This window comes from Burkholderia sp. BCC0044 (assembly GCF_902832955.1).
In the GTDB taxonomy this organism is placed as follows: Bacteria; Pseudomonadota; Gammaproteobacteria; order Burkholderiales; family Burkholderiaceae; genus Burkholderia.
The window spans coordinates 44,546-68,628 of record NZ_CADFDO010000004.1 but is presented as its reverse complement, the minus strand read 5'-3'; the positions used below and the strand labels follow the sequence as shown (position 1 = coordinate 68,628).

22 protein-coding genes are annotated in these 24,083 nt (G+C 68.1%); 10 read left to right on the top strand and 12 right to left on the bottom strand.

The features are described 5' to 3' along the window. Positions 1-276: 276 nt before the first annotated feature. Positions 277-1,209, top strand: coding sequence for an MBL fold metallo-hydrolase (locus HWX14_RS23105; RefSeq protein ID WP_175884709.1), 933 nt, complete (start codon positions 277-279; stop codon positions 1,207-1,209). A gap of 98 nt (positions 1,210-1,307) precedes the next feature. Here HWX14_RS23105 and HWX14_RS23100 read toward each other — a convergent pair whose 3' ends face one another. The 8 genes from HWX14_RS23100 to HWX14_RS23065 all read right to left on the bottom strand — a co-directional run bounded on the left by HWX14_RS23100 (position 1,308) and on the right by HWX14_RS23065 (position 10,553). After that, positions 1,308-2,702 (bottom strand): aspartate aminotransferase family protein, encoded by a 1,395-nt coding sequence (locus HWX14_RS23100; protein ID WP_175884708.1) that lies wholly within the window; start codon positions 2,700-2,702, stop codon positions 1,308-1,310. 20 nt (positions 2,703-2,722) lie between these two features. Then, a complete protein-coding gene (locus tag HWX14_RS23095; protein WP_175884707.1) occupies positions 2,723-4,201 on the bottom strand; it encodes an NAD-dependent succinate-semialdehyde dehydrogenase in 1,479 nt (492 codons plus the stop codon). 121 nt (positions 4,202-4,322) lie between these two features. Further along, positions 4,323-4,793, bottom strand: coding sequence for an Lrp/AsnC family transcriptional regulator (locus HWX14_RS23090; RefSeq protein WP_175884706.1), 471 nt, complete (start codon positions 4,791-4,793; stop codon positions 4,323-4,325). A 13-nt stretch (positions 4,794-4,806) separates the two neighbouring features. Next, positions 4,807-5,832, bottom strand: coding sequence for a N(2)-acetyl-L-2,4-diaminobutanoate deacetylase DoeB (gene doeB, locus HWX14_RS23085; RefSeq protein WP_175884705.1), 1,026 nt, complete (start codon positions 5,830-5,832; stop codon positions 4,807-4,809). 4 nt (positions 5,833-5,836) lie between these two features. Beyond that, positions 5,837-7,045: an ectoine hydrolase DoeA gene (doeA, locus tag HWX14_RS23080; protein ID WP_175884704.1), complete on the bottom strand. Its 1,209-nt coding sequence runs from the start codon at positions 7,043-7,045 to the stop codon at positions 5,837-5,839. Positions 7,046-7,055: 10 nt separating this feature from the next. Beyond that, positions 7,056-8,060: a cyclodeaminase gene (locus tag HWX14_RS23075; RefSeq protein WP_175884703.1), complete on the bottom strand. Its 1,005-nt coding sequence runs from the start codon at positions 8,058-8,060 to the stop codon at positions 7,056-7,058. A gap of 1 nt (position 8,061) precedes the next feature. Then, on the bottom strand, positions 8,062-9,033 hold the full coding sequence (gene eutB, locus HWX14_RS23070; RefSeq protein ID WP_175884702.1) for a hydroxyectoine utilization dehydratase EutB: 972 nt from the start codon (positions 9,031-9,033) through the stop codon (positions 8,062-8,064). Positions 9,034-9,140: 107 nt separating this feature from the next. After that, positions 9,141-10,553 (bottom strand): PLP-dependent aminotransferase family protein, encoded by a 1,413-nt coding sequence (locus HWX14_RS23065; protein ID WP_175884701.1) that lies wholly within the window; start codon positions 10,551-10,553, stop codon positions 9,141-9,143. Between the two features lie 447 nt (positions 10,554-11,000). On the opposite strand from HWX14_RS23065, the gene HWX14_RS23060 reads away from it, so the two are divergent. The 7 genes from HWX14_RS23060 to HWX14_RS23030 all read left to right on the top strand — a co-directional run bounded on the left by HWX14_RS23060 (position 11,001) and on the right by HWX14_RS23030 (position 17,587). Then, positions 11,001-11,480: a MarR family transcriptional regulator gene (locus tag HWX14_RS23060; protein WP_175884700.1), complete on the top strand. Its 480-nt coding sequence runs from the start codon at positions 11,001-11,003 to the stop codon at positions 11,478-11,480. Beyond that, complete coding sequence (locus HWX14_RS23055) at positions 11,477-13,600, top strand: FUSC family protein (protein ID WP_175884699.1); 2,124 nt, start codon at positions 11,477-11,479, stop codon at positions 13,598-13,600. The genes HWX14_RS23060 and HWX14_RS23055 overlap by 4 nt, the downstream gene beginning before the upstream one ends. 34 nt (positions 13,601-13,634) lie before the next feature. Continuing rightward, positions 13,635-13,847, top strand: a complete 213-nt coding sequence (locus HWX14_RS23050; protein WP_006481008.1) for a DUF1656 domain-containing protein — start codon at positions 13,635-13,637, stop codon at positions 13,845-13,847. A 1-nt stretch (position 13,848) separates the two neighbouring features. Continuing rightward, positions 13,849-14,829, top strand: a complete 981-nt coding sequence (locus HWX14_RS23045; protein WP_175884698.1) for an HlyD family secretion protein — start codon at positions 13,849-13,851, stop codon at positions 14,827-14,829. Further along, positions 14,826-16,316, top strand: a complete 1,491-nt coding sequence (locus HWX14_RS23040; RefSeq protein WP_175884697.1) for an efflux transporter outer membrane subunit — start codon at positions 14,826-14,828, stop codon at positions 16,314-16,316. The genes HWX14_RS23045 and HWX14_RS23040 overlap by 4 nt, the downstream gene beginning before the upstream one ends. A 182-nt stretch (positions 16,317-16,498) precedes the next feature. Beyond that, the gene (locus HWX14_RS23035; protein WP_175884696.1) at positions 16,499-16,924 is read left to right on the top strand and encodes a TOBE domain-containing protein; all 426 of its coding nucleotides are present in this window, start codon (positions 16,499-16,501) and stop codon (positions 16,922-16,924) included. Between the two features lie 75 nt (positions 16,925-16,999). Next, a complete protein-coding gene (locus HWX14_RS23030; protein ID WP_175884695.1) occupies positions 17,000-17,587 on the top strand; it encodes a nitrogen fixation protein NifQ in 588 nt (195 codons plus the stop codon). A gap of 373 nt (positions 17,588-17,960) precedes the next feature. On the opposite strand, the gene HWX14_RS23025 is transcribed toward HWX14_RS23030, so the two are convergent. Beyond that, the gene (locus HWX14_RS23025; RefSeq protein ID WP_175884694.1) at positions 17,961-19,022 is read right to left on the bottom strand and encodes a DMT family transporter; all 1,062 of its coding nucleotides are present in this window, start codon (positions 19,020-19,022) and stop codon (positions 17,961-17,963) included. 473 nt (positions 19,023-19,495) lie between these two features. Beyond that, the gene (locus HWX14_RS23020; RefSeq protein ID WP_175884693.1) at positions 19,496-20,173 is read right to left on the bottom strand and encodes a ProQ/FinO family protein; all 678 of its coding nucleotides are present in this window, start codon (positions 20,171-20,173) and stop codon (positions 19,496-19,498) included. 635 nt (positions 20,174-20,808) lie between these two features. On the opposite strand from HWX14_RS23020, the gene HWX14_RS23015 reads away from it, so the two are divergent. Further along, positions 20,809-21,393: a DUF2889 domain-containing protein gene (locus HWX14_RS23015; RefSeq protein ID WP_175884692.1), complete on the top strand. Its 585-nt coding sequence runs from the start codon at positions 20,809-20,811 to the stop codon at positions 21,391-21,393. A 107-nt stretch (positions 21,394-21,500) separates the two neighbouring features. Here HWX14_RS23015 and HWX14_RS23010 read toward each other — a convergent pair whose 3' ends face one another. Both HWX14_RS23010 and HWX14_RS23005 read right to left on the bottom strand, forming a co-directional pair. Next, on the bottom strand, positions 21,501-21,992 hold the full coding sequence (locus HWX14_RS23010) for an NAD(P)H-dependent oxidoreductase (protein WP_175884691.1): 492 nt from the start codon (positions 21,990-21,992) through the stop codon (positions 21,501-21,503). Positions 21,993-22,158: 166 nt separating this feature from the next. Beyond that, positions 22,159-22,812, bottom strand: coding sequence for a TetR/AcrR family transcriptional regulator (locus tag HWX14_RS23005; protein ID WP_175884690.1), 654 nt, complete (start codon positions 22,810-22,812; stop codon positions 22,159-22,161). 83 nt (positions 22,813-22,895) lie between these two features. Between HWX14_RS23005 and HWX14_RS23000 the strand changes: the two genes are divergently transcribed. Next, positions 22,896-24,020, top strand: coding sequence for an MBL fold metallo-hydrolase (locus tag HWX14_RS23000; RefSeq protein WP_175884689.1), 1,125 nt, complete (start codon positions 22,896-22,898; stop codon positions 24,018-24,020). Positions 24,021-24,083 lie beyond the last annotated feature (63 nt).

The window sequence follows — 24,083 nt, the reverse complement described above, 5'->3', positions numbered from 1 at the left end:
CCATAAACGGCATCCGTTGCATCGCCCGCCTTCCGGCAACGGAGGCGGGCGATGTGCATTTCGGGCGGCGGAAGCCGCCGCCGGATTGTTGTCGGCCGGACAACACGATGTGCGCACGTGCGGCGCTGTTGGCGCATGTCGGCCGTCACTACAATCGCTGACACGCTCGACCGGAATCCGGACGAACCGAAGCGCGCGATCTTTACGATCGCGCTCGCGAACCGCGCTGCGCCCCGCAGGGCGGATTACCCCACCCGACGAACAGGATTACTGAACATGAACGTACCCATCCGCAACGTCCAGCCGGTCATCGCCCGCCTGGGCAACGAAGGTTCGGGCGAACTCCTTCCGTCCCGCTACGCCGTGCGCATCGGCGATGTCGATGTCGTGCTGATCAGCGACGGCGTGCTGCCGCTGCCGACTTCCACGATGTCCACCAATGTGAGCGAAGCGGACCGCAACGCATGGTTCGACGGCCGTTTCCTGCAACGCGACATGTTCGACTGGGCGCTCAACGTCGCGCTCGTGCGCAGCGGCGATCGCCTGATCCTGATCGACTCGGGCGTGGGCGACGGCTTCGAATACTTCACGCGTGCCGGGCGCTCGGTGATGCGGCTGGAATCGGCCGGCATCGATCTCGCCGCGATCACCGATATCGTGATCACGCACATGCACATGGATCACGTCGGCGGGCTGAACGTCGACGGCGTCAAGGCGAAGCTGCGCCCGGACGTACGCATTCACGTATCGGCCGCGGAAATGGCGTTCTGGAAGAATCCGGACTTCAGCAAGACGGTGATGCCGGAAACCGTTCCGCCCGCACTGCGCAAGGCAGCGGCGACGTTCGCGGAACTTTATGGCGAAAACATCGTGCCGTTCGACCGCGGCGTTGAAGTCGCGGCGGGCGTGTCGGCGCGGGTGACGGGCGGCCATACGCCGGGGCATTGCGTGGTCGACATCGCATCGAACGGGGAAAAACTGACGTTCGCGGGCGACGCGATTTTCGAAGTCAACTTCGACCATCCCGACTGGCAAAACGGCTTCGAACACGATCCGGACGCGGCGGTCGACGTGCGTATCGCGCTGTTCAACGAAGCCGCAGAAACCGGCGCGCTGCTGGCCGCGGCGCATGTCGCGTTCCCGTCCATCGGGCATGTTGCACGGAACGGCGACGGGTTCCGTTTCGTTCCGGTCGTGTGGGATTACTGACGGTTCTCCCCAACCGTACCGGCAAAAAAGACGCCGCCGCACTTGCATGCGGCGGCGTCGCCTCGCGCGCCGAAGCGCGCGTCAGAGCCGCTTGAAAATCACGCGACGGCCGAAATATTCCGCTCGGCGACCTCGTCCACCGCTTCCTTCACGATGCCGACGATCTCGTCGGCTTCCTCGCGCGTCATCACGAGCGGCGGCGCAAACCCGAGAATGTCGCCGTGCGGCATCGCCCGGGCGATCACGCCGCGCTGCAACGCGGCAGCCGACACCTGCGCGCCGATCTTCAGCGCGGGATCGAACGGCGTGCGCGCGTCCTTGTCGGCCATGAATTCGAGCGCGGCGAGCATGCCAACGCTGCGCACCTCACCGACGAGCGGATGCGCGCCGAACGCATCCCGCAGCTTCGCGCCGAAATACGCGCCCACTTCCGCCGCGTTGCCGACCAGATTCTCGCGCTCGAGGATCGCGAGATTCGCGAGCGCCGCGGCCGCGCACACCGGATGGCCCGAATACGTCCAGCCGTGCCCCATCGGCCCGTGCTCCTGCGAGCCGCGCGCGATCACGTCCCATACCTTCTCGCCGACGATCACGCCCGACAGCGGCGCATACGCGCTCGTCAACCCCTTCGCGACCGTGATCAGGTCGGGCTCGATCCCGAAGTGCTGCGCGCCCATCTTCGAGCCGAGGCGGCCGAACCCGCACACGACTTCATCGGAGATCAGCAGGATGTCGTGCTTGCGCAGCACGGCCTGGATCGCGGGCCAGTAGCCGGCCGGCGGTTCGATGATGCCGCCGGTGCCCATCACCGGCTCCGCGATGAACGCGGCGATCGTGTCGGCGCCCTCGCGCGCGATCAGCTTCTCGAGCTCGTCGACGCAGTACGCGACGAACTGCGTTTCGTTCATGCCGGCCGGCGCCTTGCGATACCAGTGCGGACACACCGTATGCTTCACGCGATCGATCGGCAGGTCGAAATGCTGGTGGAAGCTCGGCAGGCCCGTGAGGCTGCCCGTCACGATGCCCGAGCCGTGATAGCCGCGCTCGCGCGAGATGATCTTCTTCTTGTTCGGGCGGCCGAGCACGTTGTTGTAGTACCAGACGATCTTGACCTGCGTCTCGTTCGCGTCGGAACCCGACATCCCGTAGTAGACCTTCTTCATCCCCGCCGGCGACCAGTCGATGATGCGCGACGACAGCTCGATGATCGCGTCCGACGCGTGGCCGACATACGTGTGGTAGTACGCGAGCTGCTTCGCCTGCTCGTACATCGCGTCGGCCACTTCGGTGCGGCCGTAGCCGATGTTCACGCAGTAGAGGCCCGCAAACGCGTCGATATAACGCTTGCCCTGGTGATCCTCGATGCGGATGCCTTTGCCGCCGCGCACGATCTTGCCCGGCAGCGCGCCGGTCTCGTGGTCGTACGCGTGCGTCGACGGGTGCATGAAGTGGGCGCGGTCCTCGCGCAGCAGTGCGTCGATCGATTTTTGCATGATGTGCTCCTTTGAATGGGTCAGGCTGTCGCCGCGACAGGCAGGCCGAGATTGCCGAGGCAGAAGTATTTGATTTCGGTAAACGGCTCGAAGCCTTCGGCGCCGCCTTCGCGCCCGAGGCCCGACGCCTTCATCCCGCCGAACGGGATCGGCGCGCCGGTGAATTTCACGCCGTTGACCGACACCATCGCGAAATCGAGCCGCCGCACGAGCTGGAAGATCGTGTCGATGCGCGTTGCGCACACGTACGCGGCGAGGCCGTACTCGGTGTCGTTGGCCGTTTCGACCGCTTCGTCGAGCGTGTCGAACGCGCTGACGGCCGAGATCGGCGCGAAGTTTTCCTCGTCGACCACGCGCATGCCGGGCGCGGCGTCCGCGATCACGGTCGGCTCGTAGAACCAGCCGCCAAGCGCATGCGGCCGGCCGCCCGCGACGATGCGCGCGCCGCGTGCCCGCGCATCCTCGACGCGCGCCACGGTCGCGTCGAACGCGGCCTGATGCATCAGCGGACCGACGTCGACGCCCTGCTCGAACGCGGGCCCGGTCTTCAACGCGCGCACCGCGTGCGCATACCGTTCGACGAACGCGTCGTACAGCGGGCGCGCGACGAGTATCCGGTTCGCCGCGCAGCAGTCCTGGCCGGAGGTCTGGAACTTCGCGCCTACGGCGATCCGCACCGCGTGGTCGAGATCCGCGTCCTCGGTCACGATGAACGGCGCATTGCCGCCCAGTTCGAGCGCGATCTTGCGGATGCCGGCCTTCGCGGCGGTCTCGGTCACGAGCCGCCCGACCCGCGTCGAGCCGGTGAAGCTCACCGCGCGCACACGTGCATCGCCGACCAGCGCTTCCATCGCCATCTGCGGCTCGCCGAGCACGACGTTGAACACGCCGGCCGGGAAGCCGGCCTCGTCGGCGAGCTGCGCGAGCGCGAGCGCCGAGAACGGCGTTTCGTGCGCGGGCTTCACGACCACCGCGCAACCGACCGCGATCGCGGCGGCCGCCTTGCGCGTGATCATCGCGGCCGGGAAATTCCACGGCGCGATCAGCGCCGCGACACCGACCGGCTCCATCACGGTGCCCAGATGCGCGCCGTCGATGTGCGTCGGAATCGTGCGGCCCGCGACGCGTTTCGCCTCGTTCGCGAACCATTCGACGAAACTCGCCGCATAGCGGATCTCGCCGCGCGCTTCGGCCAGCGGCTTGCCCTGTTCCAGCGACAGCAGCGCGGCCAGATCGTCGACGTGACGCAGGATCAGCGCATGCCAGCGCAGCAATGCCGCACTGCGCACGGCTTGCGGCGTCCAGCGCCAGGTGTCGTACGCGCGCTGCGCGGCGTCGACGGCCGCGACGATCTGCGCGCGTTCGAGCATCGGCACGTGGCCGATCACGGCCTGGTCGGCCGGGTTCACGACGGCGACCGTCGCGGCACTGTCGCTGTGGATCCAGCGACCGTCGACATAGCAGGTCGACTTGAACAGAACGGGGTGTCCGGGCAGCATGCTGCGTCTCCTCGTTGGTGGGCACGAGCTTCATTGTGTCGCGCCCGCGCATGCGGAAATTTCGGTTTGCGCGGCCGGAAATGCGGGTTTTTTCCATATTGCCGCGCACCGGCGCGAACTTTTACAGCCAGTCCGGCGCGCCGCCGGATGCGCACTTCACGACCTTCGTCACGATGTACGTGAAGTAGCGCTCGATGCCGAGATCCTCCATCAGCAACGCATCGATGAAGCGCTGGTAATGGTCGATGTCGCGTGCGACCACTTGCAGCACGTAGTCGACGCCGCCGCCCGTCGCATAGCATTGCGCGACTTCGGGCGCGGCGGCCACGCGATCCTCGAAGCGCCGCATGTCGGGCGCGGTGTGCCGCGACAGCGTCACCTCGACCACGATGCGGCTGGCGGAAAACGCGCCGATCCAGTCGACGTCCGCGCGATAACCGCGGATCACGCCGCTTTCCTCCAGCTTGCGCACGCGCTCCCATGCCGGCGAAATCGACAGGTTCACGGCTTCCGCCAGCTTCGACTTCGTGATGCGCCCGTCGCGCTCGAGCAGGCGCAGGATCGCGAGGTCGTATCGGTCGAGCTTGATCACGTCGTGCGCATCCTTATATGGCCACCGGAATGTTGCGCTCGACGATGTCGGCCACCACCGCGATCGTGTCGCCGGTCTGCACGATGCCCGGAAAATGCCGCGCGGCGAGCAGCCCGCGCCGCCGCGCGACGTACTCGACCGGCGTGACGCCCGTGCGGTCGATGTCGTGCACGCGCGCGAGCACGTCGCCGGCCTCGACTTCGCTGCCGAGATCGCGGCACATCTCGAGCAGCCCGCGATGCTCGCTCGTCGTGTAGCAGGAGCCGTCCGGCATGTCGAGCAGCGTCGTCGTGCGCGGCGCGTTGTCATCGACGACGTCCTTCGCGATCACGCCCGCATGCGCGAGCAATCCATACACGCCGCGCTCGGCGATCGCGACGCTTGCCGCCGTCGACGTGCCGCCGCCGCCCAGCTCGGTCGACACGAACACCTTGCCGGCTTCCTCGGCCGCGCTGTCGTAGAGGCCGACGCTATCGAGTTCCAGCATGCGCATCGAATACGGCGCGCCGAACGCGCGCATCGCGCGCGCGCAGCGCGCTTCCTGGTCGCGGTTTTCCAGCACGTGAATCGCCGCGAACGGCACGAAGTCGAGCGTGCGGCCGCCCGCGTGAATGTCGAGCACGTGGGTCGCGAGCGGCAGCAAATGACGCTGGAAGTAATCGGCGATCTTCTCGGTCACGGTGCCGTCCGGCCGGCCGGGGAAGCTGCGGTTCAGGTTGCCCGCATCGATCGGCGACGTGCGGCAGCCGGCGCGGAACGCCGGGTAGTTCATGAACGGCACGACGATCACGCGGCCGGTCACGTCGGCCGCCTTCAGCGAACCGGCGAGCTTCGACAGCGCAACCGGCCCTTCGTATTCGTCACCGTGATTGCCGCCGGTCAGCAACACCGTCGGCCCGTCGCCGCGCTTCACGACGGTCACCGGAATCATGATCGCGCCCCACGCGGAATCGTCGCGCGAGTAAGGCAGCTTCAGGAAGCCGTGCTGTTCGCCGTCCGCGTCGAAATCGACGGTCGGCGTAATCGGGGAAGCACGCATCGCCCTACTCCTTCACGAACAGCTTGCGCGGCACGTTGCAGAACGTCTCGACGCCGGTCTCGGTGATCAGGATGCTTTCCGTGATCTCCAGCCCCCAGTCGTCGAGCCACAGCCCGGGCATGAAATGGAACGTCATGCCGGGTTCGAGCACCGTCCGGTCGCCCGGGCGCAGGCTCATCGTGCGCTCGCCCCAGTCGGGCGGATAGCTCGCGCCGATCGGATAGCCGCAGCGGCTGTCCTTCTCGATGCCCGCGCGGCGCAGCACCGCGAAGAACGCGTTCGCGATGTCCTCGCACACGTTGCCGGGTTTCGCGGCCGCGAGCCCCGCCTCGATCCCTTCGATCACCGCGCGCTCGCCTTCGATGAAGTGCGGGGGCGGCTTGCCGAGATAGACGGTGCGCGACAACGGGCAGTGGTAGCGACGGTAGCAGCCGGCGATCTCGAAGAACGTGCCGGCGCCGCGCGCGAACGTCGAGTCGTCCCAGGTCAGGTGCGGCGCGGCCGCGTCCGCGCCGGTCGGCAGCAGCGGCACGATCGCCGGATAGTCGCCGCCGAAGCCGTCGGCGCCGCCGATCCCGGTCGCATAGATCTGCGCGACGAGGTCGCTTTTCTTCATGCCCGGCTCGATCGTCTCCACGATGTGCGCATGCATCCGCTCGACGATGCGCGCGGCCGCGCGCATGTATTCGATCTCGCGCGGCGACTTCACCGCGCGCTGCCAGTTGACGAGCGCGGTCGCATCGACCCAGCGCGCGGCCCGCAGGTGCTGTTGCAGCGACGCGTACGCGGCGGCGCTGAAATAGTAGTTGTCGAGCTCGACGCCGATGCGCAGCGTGCTCCAGCCGCGCGCCGCGATCACCTCGGTCGACAGGTAATCCATCGGGTGGCGTGCGCTCGACTGCACGTAATGATCGGGATAGCCGACGATGTTCTCGTGCGCCATGAACGCGGTGCGCTTCGCGCCGTTCGCGTCCTGGCCGCGGCCGAACCACACGGGTTCGCCGTCCAGCGCGAGCAGCACGCACTGGTGCACGTAGAACGACCAGCCGTCATAGCCGGTCAGCCAGCCCATGTTGGTCGGGTCGGTGACGATCAGCAGGTCGATGCCGGCCCGCTCCATCGCCGCGCGCGTCTTCGCGATGCGCGCGGCATATTCGCTGCGCGCGAACGCGAGACGCGGCGCGGCTGTCTGGGTTTCGATGACTGCGGACATCTGTCTCCTCTCAAGTCGTGAGGTCGTTGTGAAAAATCGTGCCGACTTCCGCCGCGCGGGCGCGTTGCAGCGCGAGCACGGCAATCGCGGTGTCCTGCGCGCCGGTGCCGGTCAGGTCGCAGATCGTGATGTCGTCACGATGCGTGCGTCCGTCGCAGCGGCCGGCGATCACTTCGCCGAGTTCGGGAAACACCGCGTCGGCTGCGACGGCCCCGGCCGCGATCGCGTGCGCGAGCTCGCCGGCCACGCGGGTCTGCTGCAACCGGTCGCAGAAATAGCGCGCGGTGCCGAACACCGACGGCGCGAGTTCGGTCTTGTAGTCGGCGTCCGAGCCCATCGCCGTCACGTGCAGCCCCGGATGCAGGTCTTCCGCATGCACGAGCGGCGCGCGGCTCGGCGTGGTCGTCACAGCGATGTCCGCATCGGCCAGCGCCGCATGCACCGAGCGCGCGACGATCGCGTCGATCCCGTGTGCGGCACGCACGTCGGCCGCGAATCGCGCGGCACGTTCGGCATCGCGCGCCCACACCGTCACGTGCGTGATGTCGCGCACCAGCATCAGCGCGGCAAGCTGCAGCCGCGCCTGCTCGCCCGCGCCGACGATCGCCGCGCGGCGCGCATCGGCGCGCGCGAGCCGGCGCGCGGCCACCGCGCCGGCCGCCGCGGTGCGCACGGCCGTCAGGTAGCCGTTGTCGAGCAGCACGGCCTCGGTCAGGCCCGTGCGTGCGGACAGCACGAGCATCAGCCCGTTCAGGCTCGGCAGCCCGAGCGACGGGTTGTCGAAGAAGCCGGGGCTGACCTTGATCGCGAAACTGTCGAAGCGCGGCAGGTACGCGGTCTTCACGTCCACTTCGGCGTGGCGCTCCGGCAGCGCGAGATTGAGGATCGGCGGCATCACGACGGCGTCGGTCGCGAGCGACGCGAACGCCCCCTCGACCTGGTCGATCGCGGCGAGATCGAGCGGTACCAGCGCACGCAATTGCGCGTGGCCGAGCAACGTGACGGGTTGGGTCATGTCAGTTCTCCGAAACGAGCCGGCGATGCGCGGCCATGTCGATGTTCGCGCCGCTTACCACCACGACGATCGGGCCGCTGCGGTCGCGGCGCACGATCCGCTCGTCCAGCAACGCGGCGAGGCCCACCGCGCCGGCGCCTTCGACGACGAGCCGCTCTTCCCGATACGCATGCGCGATGCCGCGCGCGATCGACGGCTCATCGAGCAGCACGACGTCGTCGGCCAGCGTGCGCGTCATGTCGAACGTATAGCGGTTGTCGAGGCCGATGCCGCCGCCGAGCGAATCGGCCAGCGTCGGCTGTTCGTCGACGTCGACCGGGCGACCGGCCGCGAGGCTCGCGTGCATCGCAGCGCCGCGCGTCATCGATACGCCGATCATCTCGATCGGCGGCCGGATCGTCTTCGCGGCAAACGCGACGCCGCTGAACAGGCCGCCGCCCGACAGCGGCACGACGAGCGTCGCCGTATCGGGCAGCGCTTCGAGGATCTCGACGCCGATCGTCGCCTGGCCCGCGATGATGCGCGGATCGTCGAACGGCGGCACGTACGCATAGCCTTCGTCGCGCACCAGGCGTCGTGCTTCGGCCTGCGCGTCGTCCTGGCTGTCCCCGACGATCACCACGCGCGCGCCGAGCGCCGCGACCGCATCGACCTTGTTGGCCGGCACCAGCGACGACATGCAGACGGCCGCGTCGATGCCGAGCGCACGTGCCGCATGCGCGACCGCGCGGCCGTGGTTGCCGGTCGACGCGGTGACCACGCGCGTCACGCGCTGCGCCGCGAGTTCCGCGAGCGCGTTGGTTGCGCCGCGCAGCTTGAAGCTGCCGGTCGGCTGCAGCGTTTCGAGCTTCAGGTAGACGGGTGCGCCAACGCGCGCGGACAGCGCGGCGGACGCGACGAGCGGCGTACCGTCGGCGCGCCCGGCGAGGCGACGACGCGCGCGGTAAACGTCGGACAGCGACAGGAAGGACATGGAACGCGCGCCTCGCGACGAATGTGATGCGATCCAGTCTAATGTTCCAAATCGCGCTTTCGAATGTCCTGATACATTGCGCGCGATTTCTCGTCAGCGCCGCCGGTTCAGTGGAAATCGTTCAGGTGCGGATACTGTTCGAACACGCCCGCGATCGTCTCGAGCGCCGTATTGCATCCGGCATCGGACGTTTCGGCGCCAATGCACACGCGCACCGCATTCGGCCGCTCCGTGCCGCCGACGAGGAACGGATCGGGCGACGTCACCGCGATCTTGCGGGTGCGCAGTTCGCGCACGATCCGCTCGGCCGTCCAGTAGTCGGGCACGCGCAGCCATGCGGAAAGCGCATTGGGATGCGCGCCGAGCACATACGGCCCCAACGCGGCCCTCACCATCTCCTGGCGTGCGGCGAGCCGCTGGCGCTGCAGTTCGACGAGACGCCGCGCGGTGCCGTCGGCGATCCAGCGCGTCGCGATTTCCGCGATCGGCGACGTCGCCATCCAGCTGCTCACGCGCAGCACGCTCTCGACGCGCAACGCGAGCCGCCGCGGCATCGCGAGATAGCCGGTGCGCAATCCGGTCAGCACCGATTTCGTCATGCTCGTGCAGTAGAAGCCGAGTTCGGGAATCAGGCTGGCGATCGGCGTGCCCGTCTTCTCGGGCAGCGGGCCGTACACGTCGTCCTCGATCACGTACACGCCGTAGCGCGTCGCGATGCGCGCGATCGACCGCCGCCGCGAATCGGTCATCATCGACACGGTCGGGTTATTGAGGGTCGGCGTGCACACGAGTGCGCTGATGCGTTCGCCGTCGCACATCTCCTCGAAATGTTCGGGGCGAATGCCGTGCTCGTCCATCTCGAGCCCCTTCAGCGTAAACCCGAGCACGTTCGCGGAGCCGATCACGCCGTGATCGGTCAGGCTCTCGCACAACACGGTATCGCCCGGCCCGACGATCGACGCGAGCGCGAGAAAGATCCCGTGCGCCGCGCCGTTCGTGACCAGCAGCGATTCGCGACGCACCGGCATGTTCAGCGACGCGAGCCACGCGGCGCCGGCGTCGCGATGCGCATCGAGGCCGGCGATCGGCCGGAACGAACGGATCCACGGCTGATCGTCGGTGCCGGCGAGCGCCGCGCACACGCTGCGCCACGCGACGTCGTGCTCCGGTGTGTGCACGATGCGGGCGATCGAGAAGTCGACCAGTTCGCGCTCGGCCGTATCGAGGATGTAGTTCGACATCGATTCCGTCACGCGCGCGGCCACGAAGCTGCCGCGGCCGACCTCGCAGCGGATCAGGCCCTGGCGTTCCAGTTCCTTGTACGCGTTGGTGACGGTCTGCACGCTGACGCCGAGGCTCGACGCGACGTCGCGCTGCGGCGCGAGCCGTGCGCCCGGCGCGAGCACGCCGTTCTCGATGTCGCTGGCGATCGCCTTCACGAGCCGCTTGTATTTCGACTCGATGCCGTGCACCGCGCCGATCGCGTCGCGCCAGCCTGCCGATACCTCGGTCCGTCCCATCTCGATGTCTCCGTCGTGGCTTCCGCATGGTCGCCCAGAAAGACACCCTGAAAATATTGTCCTAGTGCAATCGCGTGCGAAAGCAGGACGTTGCGGGTCGAGTCGGACGGTGCAATCGGCGTGCCCGGGCGGACTTGCGCCGCGGCACTTTTATCGTGCGGAGGAAGGTCGCGGGGCGGCCTACCCGCGCAGAATGCGCCGCGCGGGCTTCGAATCTGCCTTGACGCACCGCTCGTGCTTCGTGTTGCCGGACGCCTCTCGTCTGACCATTCCATATAGTCGCCACGCCGCGCGCGTGCGGTTCGGTCTGCCGGTGTTCCAGCTTGACCACGGCCGGCACGCCGCCTGGATTCCTTCTGACGGGCCGGCCGTGCCGCACGCGACGTGACATCCGGGTGACAAAAACGATAGTTTGCTATCGAATTGTTTTGCCCCTATCATTCGCCCATGACCAATCTGCACGACCTCCGCCTCGCCGTCAGCAGCCTGCTCGTGCTCACCGCGCGCAAGTGGCGCCGCACCAGCGACGGCGTGCTGACCGCGTACAACGTATCCGAGGCCTGCGCGACGCCGCTGCTGATCGCCGGGCGCCTCGGCGAAGGCGTGCGGCAAGGCACGCTCGCCGAACACGTCGGCATCGAAGGGCCGTCGCTCGTGCGCCTGCTCGACCAGCTGTGCGCGGCCGGCCTCGCACGCCGCGACGAGGATCCGCACGATCGCCGCGCGAAGACGATCTCGCTGACGGCTGCCGGCCGCGCGGTCACCGCGAAGATGGAGGAAGACCTGCGCGCGCTGCGCGCCCAGGTGCTCAAGGGCGTGTCGCGCGCCGATCTCGAAGCGACGCTGCGCGTGCTGAACGCGTTCAACGCGGCCGACGCGCATCCGCCGGCGTCGCAGCCGTCCCACCGCGCCGATTCTGCGTCATGACCTATCCGAGCCTTCGCGACTGGCTGTTCTCGGGCAAGACGTTCGCCGCGTCGATGCTCGCGCTGTACCTCGGCCTGTATTTCCAGCTGCCGCGCCCGTACTGGGCGATGGCGAGCGTCTACATCGTGTCGAACCCGTTCGTCGGCGCAACGCGCTCGAAGGCGCTGTACCGCGCGCTCGGCACCGCGCTCGGCGCGGCCGCCGCGATCTTCTTCGTGCCGCCGTTCGTCGAGACGCCGCTCCTGTTCAGCATCATCGTCGCGACCTGGTGCGGCACGCTGCTGTACCTCGCGATCTCCGACCGCACCGCGCGCAGCTACGTCTTCATGCTCGCCGGCTATACGATGCCGCTGATCGCGCTGCCGACCGTCACCGATCCGTCCACCGTGTTCGACGTCGCGATCGCGCGCACCGAGGAGATCGTGCTCGGCATCGTGTGCGCGAGCGTGGTCGGCAGCGCGGTGTTCCCGAACCGGCTTGCGCCGACGCTGATCGAGCGCACCGACGCGTGGTTCAAGGACGCCGCGTTCTACGGCCGCGAAACGCTGTCCGGGCACCTGGCCGGCAAGGCGCTGTCCGCGTGCCGGCAGCGGCTCGCCGCGACCATCACCGGCCTCGAATTCCTGCTGAGTCAGTTGGGCTACGACCATGCGCATCCGCGCATCCTCGCGCGCGCACAGGCGCTCGCGGGCCGGATGCAATTGTTCCTGCCGCTGATGTCGTCGCTCGCCGATCCGCTGATCGCGCTGATGCGCGACCTGCACGTGCGCCCGCCCGCGCTCGACGTGCTGCTGGCCGACGCCGCGAAGTGGTTCGACGCGCCGCTGCCGACGGTGAAGACCGGCACCGACGGCGACATGGCGCACGACCCGGTCGCCGACAACCTGCGCGAGCGCATCGCCGCGCTGCAGCCGCCCGACAGCGCGCTGGCGAGCTGGGACGGCGCGCTGCTGTCGAACGCGCTGTGGCGGCTGCGCCAGGTCGTCGACATCTGGCAGGACTGCCGCTCGCTGCGCGCGCTGATCGCGAACGAGTCGGGCGTGTGGCAGCCGCGCTACCGGCACTGGCGGCTCGGCGGCACCGAGCGCTTCTTCGATCGCGGGATGATGCTGTTCTCGACGCTGACCGTCGTGTTCGCGATCGTGTTCGCGTGCTGGCTGTGGATCTCGTCCGGCTGGCACGACGGCGCGGCCGCCGTCACGCTCGTGGCAGTGTCGTGCAGCTTCTTCGCCGCGCTCGACGAGCCCGCGCCGCTGGTGTTCAAGTTCTTCCTGTCGACCGCCGCGAGCGTCGTGTTCGCCGGCCTGTACCTGTTCGTCGTGCTGCCGCACGTGCACGATTTCGCGATGCTCGTGCTGATGTTCGCGGGCCCGTTCATCCTGATCGGCACGCTGCTGCCGCGCCCGCAGTTCAACATGGTGACGATGCTCGTCGCGGTGAACACGGCCACCTTCATCAGCATCCAGAGCGCGTACGAGGCCGATTTCTTCGTGTTCCTGAACAGCAACCTCGCGGGCGTCGCCGGACTGCTGTTCGCATACGTGTGGACGCGCGCGACGCGGCCGTTCGGCGCGGAACTCGCGGTGCGGCGCCTGCTGCGTTCGGGCTGGGAGGATGTCGCGCGCTCCGCGTCGACGCAGCCGCTCGACGATCAGCGCAACCACGCATCGCGAATGCTCGATCGCGTCACGCAACTGCTGCCGCGCCTCGGCGCGTCCGACGACCACCGCCACCCGTCGATCGAGAGCTTCCGCGACCTGCGCATCGCGCTGAACGCGCTCGACCTGCGCCGCTCGCGGCGCCGGCTGTCGGGCGACGTGCCGGACGCGATCGATCGCGTGCTGGCCGGCGTCACCGATCACTATGCGCGTTGCGCGGCCGCGAACGCGCGCCAGCCGGTGCCGCCCGCGCTGCTCGCGACGATCGACGACGCGCTTCGGCGCGTGGCCGGCCGCAACCTGCCGGGCGCCACGCAAGCCGACGGCGTGTCCGCGCCCGCGGTGCCGGCCACGCACCGCCGGCTGCGCGACACACTGCACGCGCTCGTCGGCCTGCGCCTGTCGCTGTATCCGGCGGCGGCCGCGCAAGCACCGCAAGCGCCGGACGGAGCACACGCATGAGCCGGCTTTCCCCCTTGTCCTTCCGACCGCGACCATGATCGGCGAAATCGATATCTTCGGCGTGTTCGTGCCGGCCCCGCTCGTGCTGATGCTGATCGCCTACCTGATCAACATCGTCGTGCGCGCGGTGCTCGAGCGCGTCGGCTTCTACCGCCTCGTCTGGCACCGTTCGATCTTCGACCTCGGCATCTACGTGTTCGTGCTGGCCGCCGTCGTGATCGTGTCCCACCAACTCGTGGCTACCTAACGTGAAAAAAACCTGGCTCTCGGCAGGGCAAGTCCTGCTCACCCTGATCGTCGTCGTCGTGGCCGGCCTCGTGCTGTGGCGCATCATCAACTACTACATGTTCTCGCCGTGGACGCGCGACGGGCACGTGCGCGCCGACGTGATCCAGGTCGCGCCGGACGTGTCGGGCCTCATCACGTCGGTGCAGGTCGCCGACAACCAGGAGGTCAGGCGCGGCCAGGTGCTGTTCGTGATCGACCAGGCACGCTACGCGCTCGCGGAGCGGCTCGCCGAAGCGACGCTCGCGCAGCGCCGCGCGACGCTGGCGCAGGCGAAGCGCGAATACGCGCGCAACCTGCAGCTCGGCAACCTGGTCGCGAGCGAACAGGTCGAGGAAAGCCGCACGCGCGTCGAGCAGGGCGAAGCCAGCGTCGCCGACGCGCAGGTGTCACTCGACACCGCGAAGCTGAACCTGCAGCGCACGACGATCGTCAGTCCCGTGGACGGCTACCTGAACGACCGCGCGCCGCGCGCCGGCGAATACGTGCCCGCCGGCCGCGCGGTGCTGTCGGTCGTCGACCGCAACTCGTTCCGCGTCGACGGCTACTTCGAGGAAACCAAGCTGCGCGGCATCCATATCGGGCAGCCAGTCGACATCATCGTGATGGGCGAGCCGCATACGCTGCGCGGCCACGTGCAGAGCATCGTCGCCGCGATCGAGGATCGCGACCGCACGCAGGGCGCGAACCTGCTGCCGAACGTGAACCCGGCGTTCAGCTGGGTGCGGCTCGCGCAGCGCGTGCCGGTGCGCGTCGTGCTCGACGAGGTGCCCGACGATTTCCGGATGATCGCGGGCCGCACGGCGACCGTGTCGATGCGCGGCGCCGACACGCGCCGCAACGACAACGCGAAGCCGGCCGGCGCCAGCACCGCGTCGGCGGTGGCCGCGCCGATTTCGGCTACGTCCGGAACCGCCGCCAGCACCGCGGGAGCATCGCAATGAAGCGGCACGGTCTGCGCGTCGCGGCGACGCTCGCCCCGCTCGCGCTCGCACTCGGTGCGTGCAAGTCCGTCGGCCCCGACTACACGCTGCCGCAGCAGGCATACGTCAATGCGCCGCTCACCAATCACGCGCTCGACGATGCGAACGGCGCGCTGGTGTCGCGCGACGCGGTGCCCGGCAACTGGTGGCAGCTGTACGACGACCCGGTACTCAATGGGCTCGTGCGCGATGCGCTGAAGTCGAACACCGACCTGCGCGTCGCCGCGGCGAACCTCGCCCGTTCGCGCGCGGCGCTGGTGGTCGCGAACGAACAGGGCGGCTTCTCGGGCAAGGCGGAAGCGGCCGTGCAGCGCGCGCAGGAATCGGCCGAGCAATACCTGCTCGAAAACAAGCTGCCGGTCGTCAACGAAGGCGCGGTCGGCATCAACGTGTCGTACGAGATCGACCTGTTCGGCAAGCTGCGGCGCGGCGTCGAAGCCGCGCGCGCGGACAGCGAAGCCGTCAAGGCGGCCGGCGACCTCGCGCGCATCACGGTCGTGGCCGACGTCGTGCGCGCGTACGTCGAAGCATGCTCGGCCGGCGACGAACTGGCGATCGCGAAGCAGTCGCTCGCGCTGCAGAGCCAGCGCGTCGCGCTGTCGCAACGGCTGCGCGATGCCGGGCGCGGCAACCAGACCGACGTGACGCGCGGCGTGACGCAGGTGCGCACGCTGTCCGCCGACATTCCGCGTTTCGAAGGCCGCCGCAAGGTCGCGCAGTACCAGCTCGCCGCGCTGCTCGCGCGCGCGCCGGCCGACCTGCCGAAAGCCGCGGCCGAATGCGAACGCCTGCCGAAGCTGCGTCAGCCGATTCCGATCGGCGACGGCGCCGCGCTGCTGCGCCGCCGGCCCGACGTGCGCGAAGCCGAGCGGCAGCTCGCCGCCGCGACCGCGCGGATCGGCGTGGCGACTGCCGCGCTGTACCCGTCGGTCAGCATCGGGGCGTCGGCCGGCTCGGTCGGCGTCGCCGCCGACCTGTTCTCGTCCACCACGAACCGCTGGTCGTTCGGACCGCTGATCAGCTGGTCGTTCCCCGTCAACGGCCAACGGGCGCGCGTGCGCGAAGCCGAAGCCGCGACGGGCGGCGCGCTCGCGCACTTCGACGGTGTCGTGCTGAACGCGCTGCGCGAAACGCAGTCGAGCCTCGCGACCTATGCAGCCGACGTGCAGCGCACGGATGCGCTGCGCACCGCGTACGAATCGGCCCGCAATTCCGCCGACGAAACGCATCGTCTCTATGCGGCCGGCCGCGAATCGTTCATCGCCGATCTCGACGCGACGCGCACGTTGACGAGCGTGCGGGCGCAGGTCGCGGCGGCCGAAGGTCAGGTCGCGGCCGACCAGGTGCGGCTCTTCCTCGCGCTCGGCGGCGGATGGGACGGCGACGGCGCAACGGCCGACGCCGGCTCTGCGGCCCCGGCGCCGGCGGCCGGCCCGTCAGCGCCGTAGGTTCGTCGCCATCGGCACGAAACGCGCGGATGACGCAACGCACTATGGCGGCGGGTTTTCCTGATTCGCCCCATAGCATCCGCGGCGCAACGCGCACCCGCGTTGACGGTACACTGGCCGACGCATTCCATTCATCTGCTGCCGCGGCCGGCCCGGCCGCGGCGTCCACCCGGAGAGTCATCATGCGAACCAGCGCCCGCAACCAATTCGCCGGCCAGATCAGCGCCGTCAAACCCGGTGCCGTCAACGACGAAATCACGCTGCGCACGCAGGACGGCCTCGAGATCGTCGCCGTCATCACCCACGGCAGCGCGGCGTCGCTGGGCCTCGCGGCCGGCACGAAGGCGTTCGCGCTCGTCAAGGCGTCGTCGATCATCGTGATGGTCGACGTCGACAGCAGCAAAGTGTCGGCCCGCAACTGCGTCGCGGGCACCGTCGCGTCGGTCGCGAAGGGCGCGGTCAATTCGGAAGTCGTGATCAAGGCGGCGGGCGGTGCGGAAATCGTCGCGATCGTCACCAACGACAGCGTCGATCGTCTCGGCCTCGCGAGCGGCACCGCCGCAGCCGCGATCTTCAAGGCATCGAGCGTGATCGTCGGCGTCGAGTGAACGCGTGACGATCGCGATGGCGATTCATTGGGCGCCGCGCATGTGTGCGGCCCGGTTCTCGTCCGGAGGTGCGCGGTGACCGCTCCGGCCGAGCGCACGCGTGAACGGGCGTTGCGGTCACTGCAATCCGCGGCGGCCCACGCCGACGTGCCTGACGCCCGGCTGTTCGGCGCACTCGTTGCAGCACGCGCGCGCCGCAACGAACTGTCGCTGCTGGGCTTGTCTGCCGGCCAGTTCGCCGGCCTGCTGGCCCGGCAGTTTCCGCACCTGCGATCCGTCGATACCGCTGCGTTCATCCCGACGGCCGCACCGCTGCCGTTGCCGGCCACCCACTCGATATTCGTCACGACGCTGCACGCGCGGCTGATGAACGACGCGAATCCCGCCGTCGCCCGCGACGATGCCGACTGCCTCGCGTCGATCATCGCGCATGCATGCCTGCGCCCCGACCATTTGTGGCGCGACCTCGGGCTCGACGGGCGCGATGCGGTCTCCGCGATGCTCGAGCGTTTTTTCCCCGCGCTCGCCGCGCGCAACGTCGCTCAGCTGCGCTGGAAGAAATTCCTCGCGCAGGAAGTAGCCGCATCGCTCGGCGTGCCGCCCGGGCCCGCCCCCGGATGCCCAGGCTGCGAGGATTTCGGTTTCTGCTTTCCTCGAGCGTGATGATTGTCGCGGCGACGTGCGTGCCGATGTTTGTTTCGTCGCATCGTCAGCCGGAAAAATCATCTTGATCGGCACGGTGACCGTTAATCTGCCATTACGCGATTTCTCGATGCCACATTCCGCTTCGACGAAACACCGCGGATCGCCTGCCTCTCACGCAACGACGGCTGAATACCCGTCAAACGCGCGGACCGGTTGCCGGAGCGCATTCCACACGTCGAACCCGATCCGGCGACGGGCAACTTCCGGTGCGCGAATGCCGACACACACGTCGACGGCATGACGGCGGCCCGCCGCGTTCCAGGAAGCGGCTGAGTGCGTTTCCCATAAACGGCCACCTTGCAATGCGCCGCGCCCATCGCTCACGACACGGTCAGTGTCGATGCCGGTGATGAATGTCCGGAAAATGCGCGTGACTGTGCGTGATCGGCAGATGCACGTGCGGATGCGTGTGCGGTTCGTCGCCGTGATACGGGAAGTCGTGCGCGTGCTGGTGATGGTCGTCGTGCCGATGCCGATGCGTATGCTCGAGCTGCTCGTGCGCATGCGTGTGTTCGTGCCGTTCGCGCACGTGCAGCCAGATGCCGAGCGCCATCAGCGCGGCCGCGATCCAGAACGTCGCGGGCGGCAGCGCGGGCCAGATCAGCAGCGACAGCACGACCCCGAACAGCGGTGCGACGGAAAAATACGCGCCGGTACGCGCGCTGCCGAGATGACGCAGCGCGACGACGAACAACACGAGACTGATGCCGTAGCCGCCGAGCCCCGTCAGCATCGCCGCGGCCGTGACCGGTATCGCGGGTAGCGTCGCGCCGGTCGCGAGCGCGATGCCGATGTTCACCGGCCCCGCGATCAGCCCTTTCACGCATGCGATCACCATCGCGTCGTTCGTGGCCACCTTGCGGGTCAGGTTGTTGTCGATCGCCCAGCACAGGCATGCGCCAACGATCAGCAGCGCGCCGACCGGCACGCCGGCCCGGCCCGGCGTCCACGACAACAGCGTGCCGCCGGCGACGATCGCCACCATGCCGAGGAATACCTGCGTATCCACGTTCTCGCGAAACACGACCCACGCGATCACGGCCGTCAGCACGCCTTCGAGGTTGAGCAGCAACGCGCTCGTCGCCGCCGGCGTGCTCGACAGCCCGAGCATCAGCAGGGCCGGACCGGCCACGCCGCCCGCCGCGATCGCACCGGCCAGCCACGGCAGATCCGCACGCTGCAGCGGCGCGGCGTCCGCGGCCGGCGCGCGTCGGCTGTGCCAGCCGCGCAGCAGAATCCCGATGCCGAGCCCGACGCCGCTGCCGAGATAGAAGAGGCCGGCAACCATGAACGGCGACATCGCGCCGATCAGCGCCTTGGCGAGCGGTGTCGCGGCGCCGAACAGCGCGGCGGCGGCGAGCGCGACGACAATCGCGGAATGTCTCGGGTTCATGGTCTCGGTTGAACTGATGTTGACGAAGCGGGGCTTTCGGTCGAGGCGGGCTTGCCTTACTTGTCGAAAGGCTGGTTGTATCGCGGCGGTGGGCTCGCCCGCGGCCTGACGATCCAGTCGTGATTATCGCGCGCCATTTTGTCGCGACGGGCAGACGAAATCGCTCGCACGTTTCTCGACACGTTCCGTTTCATCACTTCGCAACGCGAATTTTCTGGTCGGTTCGCCCCATTATTCAGGGCTGCGAAGTATTTGAACGCAGGCGAAACAATCGAAATATCATGCGTGCCGAGGCTGATCGACGAATGTGAGTCGTCCGGTCGCGTGGTCTATTGTGGTCTATTGGGCAGGGAGAGGATGTACCGGCAGGTTCGGCGCCGGTGGAGGCAGTCCCGACCTGCCTCTGTCGAGGCAGGTCGGTCTGTCGTGTCATGCGTCGCATGCGATTTGCATGCGGGTACGCGTGGTGCGGATTACTCGTTGCCGGCCGCTTGCTGCTCGACCTGCGGCGCGGCGTCGGTCTGGACCTTCGTTTCCGCTTCCGCTTCGGCTTGCGCCGGTTGCGGCGCGGCAGCGGCGTCGGTCGGTTGCTCGGCCTTCGGCTGCTGCGGCGCACCCTTCGCCGATTGTCCGGCGCCCTTGCCCGGGCGGCGGGCCTTCAGGCGGCGCGCACGCGCCGCGTCGTCGTGCGTCACGCGCCCGGCTTCGTTGCCCTGCAGGTCGACGCGCACCGCATCCTCGACGAGGCAGGACCAGTAGCGGTTGCCGCGGCACCACGTCGACATCGCTTCGCGCAGTTCCGCTTCGTTGAGGCCGACGGCCTGCGCTTCGCGTGCGAGATCGTCCCAGATGCCGACCTTGAGCGGCACTTTAGGGGCCGGATTCTTCGGGAACGCGCGCGGAAACTTCCGTTGCAGTTTGCCGATTGCGACGATGACCGGATCGACCGGCGCCGACGGCTTCGCCGAAGCAGGCTTCGCCCGATGCTGCGGCTTCGCGCCGGCACCCGGCTTGGCGCCACGGGGCGGCTGGTCGCCGGACTTCGGCTTCGCGCCTGCGTCCGTCGGCGCAGCCGGCCGCTTCGCGTTGCGCTCCTGCTTGGCCTTCGCTGCGAGCTGCGCCCGCAATTCGGCAAGTTGTTCAAAACCCATAAATTCAATCCACCAGGAATATAAGGTGTGGTTCGTGCGGCCATGCCGCGCGGCATGAAAGCTCTGCCGCCATGCGTGCGGCCGGCCTGCCGCCGGTGCGGAACACTACGGGGCCGCATCGCGCACGCCACTCTGTTTTCAGGCACCCGGCCTCGATGCCGGACAAGGCAGGAGTGGAAGTATACCGGTACGCGGGACGGCCGGTTGACTCGCCGGTCTGCATTTGCCCGATCCGCGGCGCCGACAATACGTCCGCGCGGTCGTGTTGCGCATTATAGGGATACGTTTCCGGATGTCACGCCATTCGCGATCACGCCGGAAATCGGGGCCGGCGGACGCCCGACGCAGGATCTACCGTACGACGGACATCGAACAGCGTCGTATCGCATCCGCGACGTGTTGCGTGCCCCCGACGTCGCGCGCCCTCCGCCCGACCCTCGTTTGCTCCGGCTTCGATACACGACTCGTTGCGTCCGCATCGATCGCGTCGCGGACGAAGATCTCGGAAAGTGCGTAGTATGGCCGAATCGACTTCGTTGGCAGCATGTCCCGCCTGCTTTTCATCGCGCGCCCGGCCCGCCGGGCGCGTCCCGTTGCCTGCGAAAAGACCCGGTTACAAGAGACGGAGCGGATGCATGGTTTCCCAAGACGACGCCGCGCACGACGGCATCACGCGCGAGGAGCTTCACCATCGGCAGATCGACATGCGCGGCTATCGGCGCAGCGATGGCCTGTTCGAAGTGACGGCCTGCCTCGCGGACCGCAAGACCCGCGATTTCACGCCGCCCGGTGGCGCGCGCACGGTCGCGGCGCTGACGCCGCTCCACGATCTCGGCGTGACGCTGGTCTTCGACGTCGACATGGTCGTGCGCGCCGTATCCACGTTCATCCGTTCGCATCCGTATGCGCAGTGTCCGGGCGGCGGCGACTCGCTGCAGGCGCTCGTCGGATTGACCATCGGCGCCGGCTGGAACAGCGAGGTTCGCAAGCGCCTGCCGTCCTGCGATACGTGCACGCACCTGAAGGAATTGCTCGGCCCGATCGCCACGACAGCCTACCAGACGATGGTCGGCATGCGGCGATCGTCGCTCGATTACCGCGACAGCGAAGGCAAGCCGCTCAAGATCGACAGTTGCTACGCATACGGCGCATCGCGCGATCTCGTGAAACGACTTTGGCCCGAATACCACCGGCCTTCGGCAACGGCAAAGGGCAGCTAGCGCGCCGGCACTCGGCGGTTCGGCGTCGTGTGCGGAATCCGTATTGCGCGAACAGCCGCAGATCCTGCCTGTGTCGCTTCGTCAGATCTGCGCCGCCGTATCCGTCCTCAGAAAACGCCCAGTGCCAGCCCCGCGGCAAGCCCCGCACCCAGTTCGGCGCAGCGCGCGAGTTCGTCGCTGTCGATCGTCTTCGTCGCGAGAATACGCTCCGGCGTCTGTGCATGCGTGCAGACGATCAGGCCGGGCGCGACGTTCTTCAGCCGCCATCCGGTCGCGATCCGGTCGATCTGGCGCAATGCATTCTGTCCGTCGCTTCCCGCGCAGATCATCGCCGCATACGGACGGCCGTTCACGCGATCGAGCGCCGCGTAGTAGCAGCGATCGAAGAAATCCTTCATCAGCCCGGACATCGCCGCAAGATTCTCCGGCGTCGCGAACAGGTACGCGTCGGCGGCCAGCACGTCGTCGGCGCTCGTCGCGTCCGCGCGCTGCAGCCTGACGTCGACGCCGGGCTGCTCGCGAGCCGCACCGGCGGCCGCTTCGGCCATCTGCCGCGTGCCTCCGGTCATCGTGTGATAGACGATCAACAGCGTTTTCATGGGTCGTTGCTCGCAGTCGGCTTCGGGTGCGCCGACGGGTTCGCCGGGTTTGGGCCGGTCGGCACGGGCAGGTGCCATTTCGCGTTCGTTTTGCGCGGATGGGCCGGTTTCGCGCATCGCAACGATTTCGATTGGCCCGCGCGTCCGGATGCTTCCGGATGCGCGTTCAGTCTTGCGTGCGATGCGATGCGGCGCCGTCGTCCGGTCGCGCGTAGTACGCGAGGAACATGTCGGCAGCCGATTCCGCAACTTTCTGCTGCTCCTGCGCGGTCAGCGGCGGCTGGCCCATCGTGATCTGCGGCCAGAACGCGAATGCCTTCACGGCGCCATGCAACTGATGCGCGGCGAACACCGGGTCGGTGACGGTCAGGCGGCCGGCCGCCGCAGCCGCGCGCACCCAGACCGTGACGTCTTCCTCGCGCTCGCCGAGACGTTCGACCATGTCGCGCGCCCGTTCCGGCGAATGGATGGCCGCGCCGATCGCGACGCGCGCCAGCGCGAGAAACGCCTCGCCGTTCATCAAGCGCAATTTGCGGTCGAGCAGCGCGAGCAGTTGCTCGCGCAGCGGCACGTCGGCGCGATAGGTCGGCGAACTGCCGGTCCGGGTCGCGTCCCACAACTTGTTCAGGATCGCGGCGAACAGCGTCTCCTTACCCGGGAAGTGGTTATAGACGGTGCGCTTCGACACGTCCGCGCGCGCAGCGATACGATCCATGCTCGTCGCATCGTAGCCCGCGGCGAGAAATTCCTCGATCGCCGCATCGATGATGGCCGCGCGCTTTCGGTCAGTCAGACGCTGAGGGGGAGTGCTGGTATCCATACAGAAATTTTACACCGGGCAGTTTACTTATTCCAAAAATAAACTACACTGTTTAGTATACTTTATTTTCCGGACGAACCGACATGGCATCGCCTCTCGTTTTGATTCACCGCATTCTGGGCTTTGCGGCCGCCCGCCGTGGTCGCACGCTGTCCGGCAGTTCGCCGCAGCACAATGGCGAGCGCTTTGCCAATGTCGCGCCGCGGCCCGCCGAAGGATTGGGCAAGACGCTGGGAATCGCCTGGAACATGCTCGTCAACAAGCCGCGTCATACCGTGCCCGCCGGCGCGTTGCCGGTCGATTCGCTGACCCGCGCGGAACTCGACGCGGCGCCCGATCGCAGCTTGTACCGGCTCGGCCATTCGACGCTGCTGCTGAAGCTGCGCGGCGAATTCTGGCTGACCGATCCGGTGTTTGCCGAGCGTGCGTCGCCGTTTCGGCGCATGGGCCCCAAGCGCTTTCATGCGCCGCCGATCGCGCTGGAAGATCTCCCGCCGCTGCGCGGCGTGATCCTGTCGCACGATCATTACGATCACCTCGATCGCGACACGGTGCTCGCGCTTGCCGCCACCACCGGCGTGTTCGTGACGACGCTGGGCGTCGGCGATCGGCTGATCGAATGGGGTATCGACGCGAACAAGGTCCGCCAGCTCGACTGGTGGCAAAGCGTGGACGTGGCCGGGCTGACGCTGACGGCAACCCCTGCCCAGCACTTCTCCGGGCGCAGCCTGTTCGACGGCAATAGCACGCTGTGGGCATCGTGGGTGATCGTCGACGACGACCTGCGCCTGTTCTTCAGCGGCGATACGGGTTATTTCGACGGCTTCCGGGAGATCGGCGAGCGCCTCGGGCCGTTCGACGTCACGCTGATCGAAACGGGCGCCTATGATGCGCAATGGCCGTACGTGCACATGCAGCCGGAAGAAACGGTGCAGGCGCACATCGATTTGCGCGGGCGCTGGTTGATCCCGATCCACAACGGCACGTTCGACCTCGCGATGCATCGCTGGCAGGAGCCGTTCGAGCGTGTCACGGCGCTGGCGCTCGTGCGCGGCATCGAGCTGTCGACACCGAGGATGGGCGAACGCCTCGATCTCGACGCGCCGCATCGCGGCGAGCGCTGGTGGCGCACGGTCGACGAGCGCGCGGCAGCGCCGGCGGCGAAATCGCGACGCTGGCAGTTCTGCGCATCGCAGGCGACGAAGTAGTCCGCCAGTCGTGGCGCGCCTTCCGGGAAGATGGCTGCCGCGACTCCAGGTGGTGCGCGCGTG

Bases quoted from the DNA above. Each gene is read 5' to 3' on its own strand.
- HWX14_RS23105 (WP_175884709.1), top strand. From the start codon at position 277: ATGAACGTACCCATCCGCAACGTCCAGCCGGTCATCGCCCGCCTGGGC.
- HWX14_RS23100 (WP_175884708.1), bottom strand. From the start codon at position 2,702: ATGCAAAAATCGATCGACGCACTGCTGCGCGAGGACCGCGCCCACTTC.
- HWX14_RS23095 (WP_175884707.1), bottom strand. From the start codon at position 4,201: ATGCTGCCCGGACACCCCGTTCTGTTCAAGTCGACCTGCTATGTCGAC.
- doeB (WP_175884705.1), bottom strand. From the start codon at position 5,832: ATGCGTGCTTCCCCGATTACGCCGACCGTCGATTTCGACGCGGACGGC.
- doeA (WP_175884704.1), bottom strand. From the start codon at position 7,045: ATGTCCGCAGTCATCGAAACCCAGACAGCCGCGCCGCGTCTCGCGTTC.
- HWX14_RS23075 (WP_175884703.1), bottom strand. From the start codon at position 8,060: ATGACCCAACCCGTCACGTTGCTCGGCCACGCGCAATTGCGTGCGCTG.
- eutB (WP_175884702.1), bottom strand. From the start codon at position 9,033: ATGTCCTTCCTGTCGCTGTCCGACGTTTACCGCGCGCGTCGTCGCCTC.
- HWX14_RS23065 (WP_175884701.1), bottom strand. From the start codon at position 10,553: ATGGGACGGACCGAGGTATCGGCAGGCTGGCGCGACGCGATCGGCGCG.
- HWX14_RS23060 (WP_175884700.1), top strand. From the start codon at position 11,001: ATGACCAATCTGCACGACCTCCGCCTCGCCGTCAGCAGCCTGCTCGTG.
- HWX14_RS23055 (WP_175884699.1), top strand. From the start codon at position 11,477: ATGACCTATCCGAGCCTTCGCGACTGGCTGTTCTCGGGCAAGACGTTC.
- HWX14_RS23050 (WP_006481008.1), top strand. From the start codon at position 13,635: ATGATCGGCGAAATCGATATCTTCGGCGTGTTCGTGCCGGCCCCGCTC.
- HWX14_RS23040 (WP_175884697.1), top strand. From the start codon at position 14,826: ATGAAGCGGCACGGTCTGCGCGTCGCGGCGACGCTCGCCCCGCTCGCG.
- HWX14_RS23035 (WP_175884696.1), top strand. From the start codon at position 16,499: ATGCGAACCAGCGCCCGCAACCAATTCGCCGGCCAGATCAGCGCCGTC.
- HWX14_RS23025 (WP_175884694.1), bottom strand. From the start codon at position 19,022: ATGAACCCGAGACATTCCGCGATTGTCGTCGCGCTCGCCGCCGCCGCG.
- HWX14_RS23020 (WP_175884693.1), bottom strand. From the start codon at position 20,173: ATGGGTTTTGAACAACTTGCCGAATTGCGGGCGCAGCTCGCAGCGAAG.
- HWX14_RS23015 (WP_175884692.1), top strand. From the start codon at position 20,809: ATGGTTTCCCAAGACGACGCCGCGCACGACGGCATCACGCGCGAGGAG.
- HWX14_RS23010 (WP_175884691.1), bottom strand. From the start codon at position 21,992: ATGAAAACGCTGTTGATCGTCTATCACACGATGACCGGAGGCACGCGG.
- HWX14_RS23005 (WP_175884690.1), bottom strand. From the start codon at position 22,812: ATGGATACCAGCACTCCCCCTCAGCGTCTGACTGACCGAAAGCGCGCG.
- HWX14_RS23000 (WP_175884689.1), top strand. From the start codon at position 22,896: ATGGCATCGCCTCTCGTTTTGATTCACCGCATTCTGGGCTTTGCGGCC.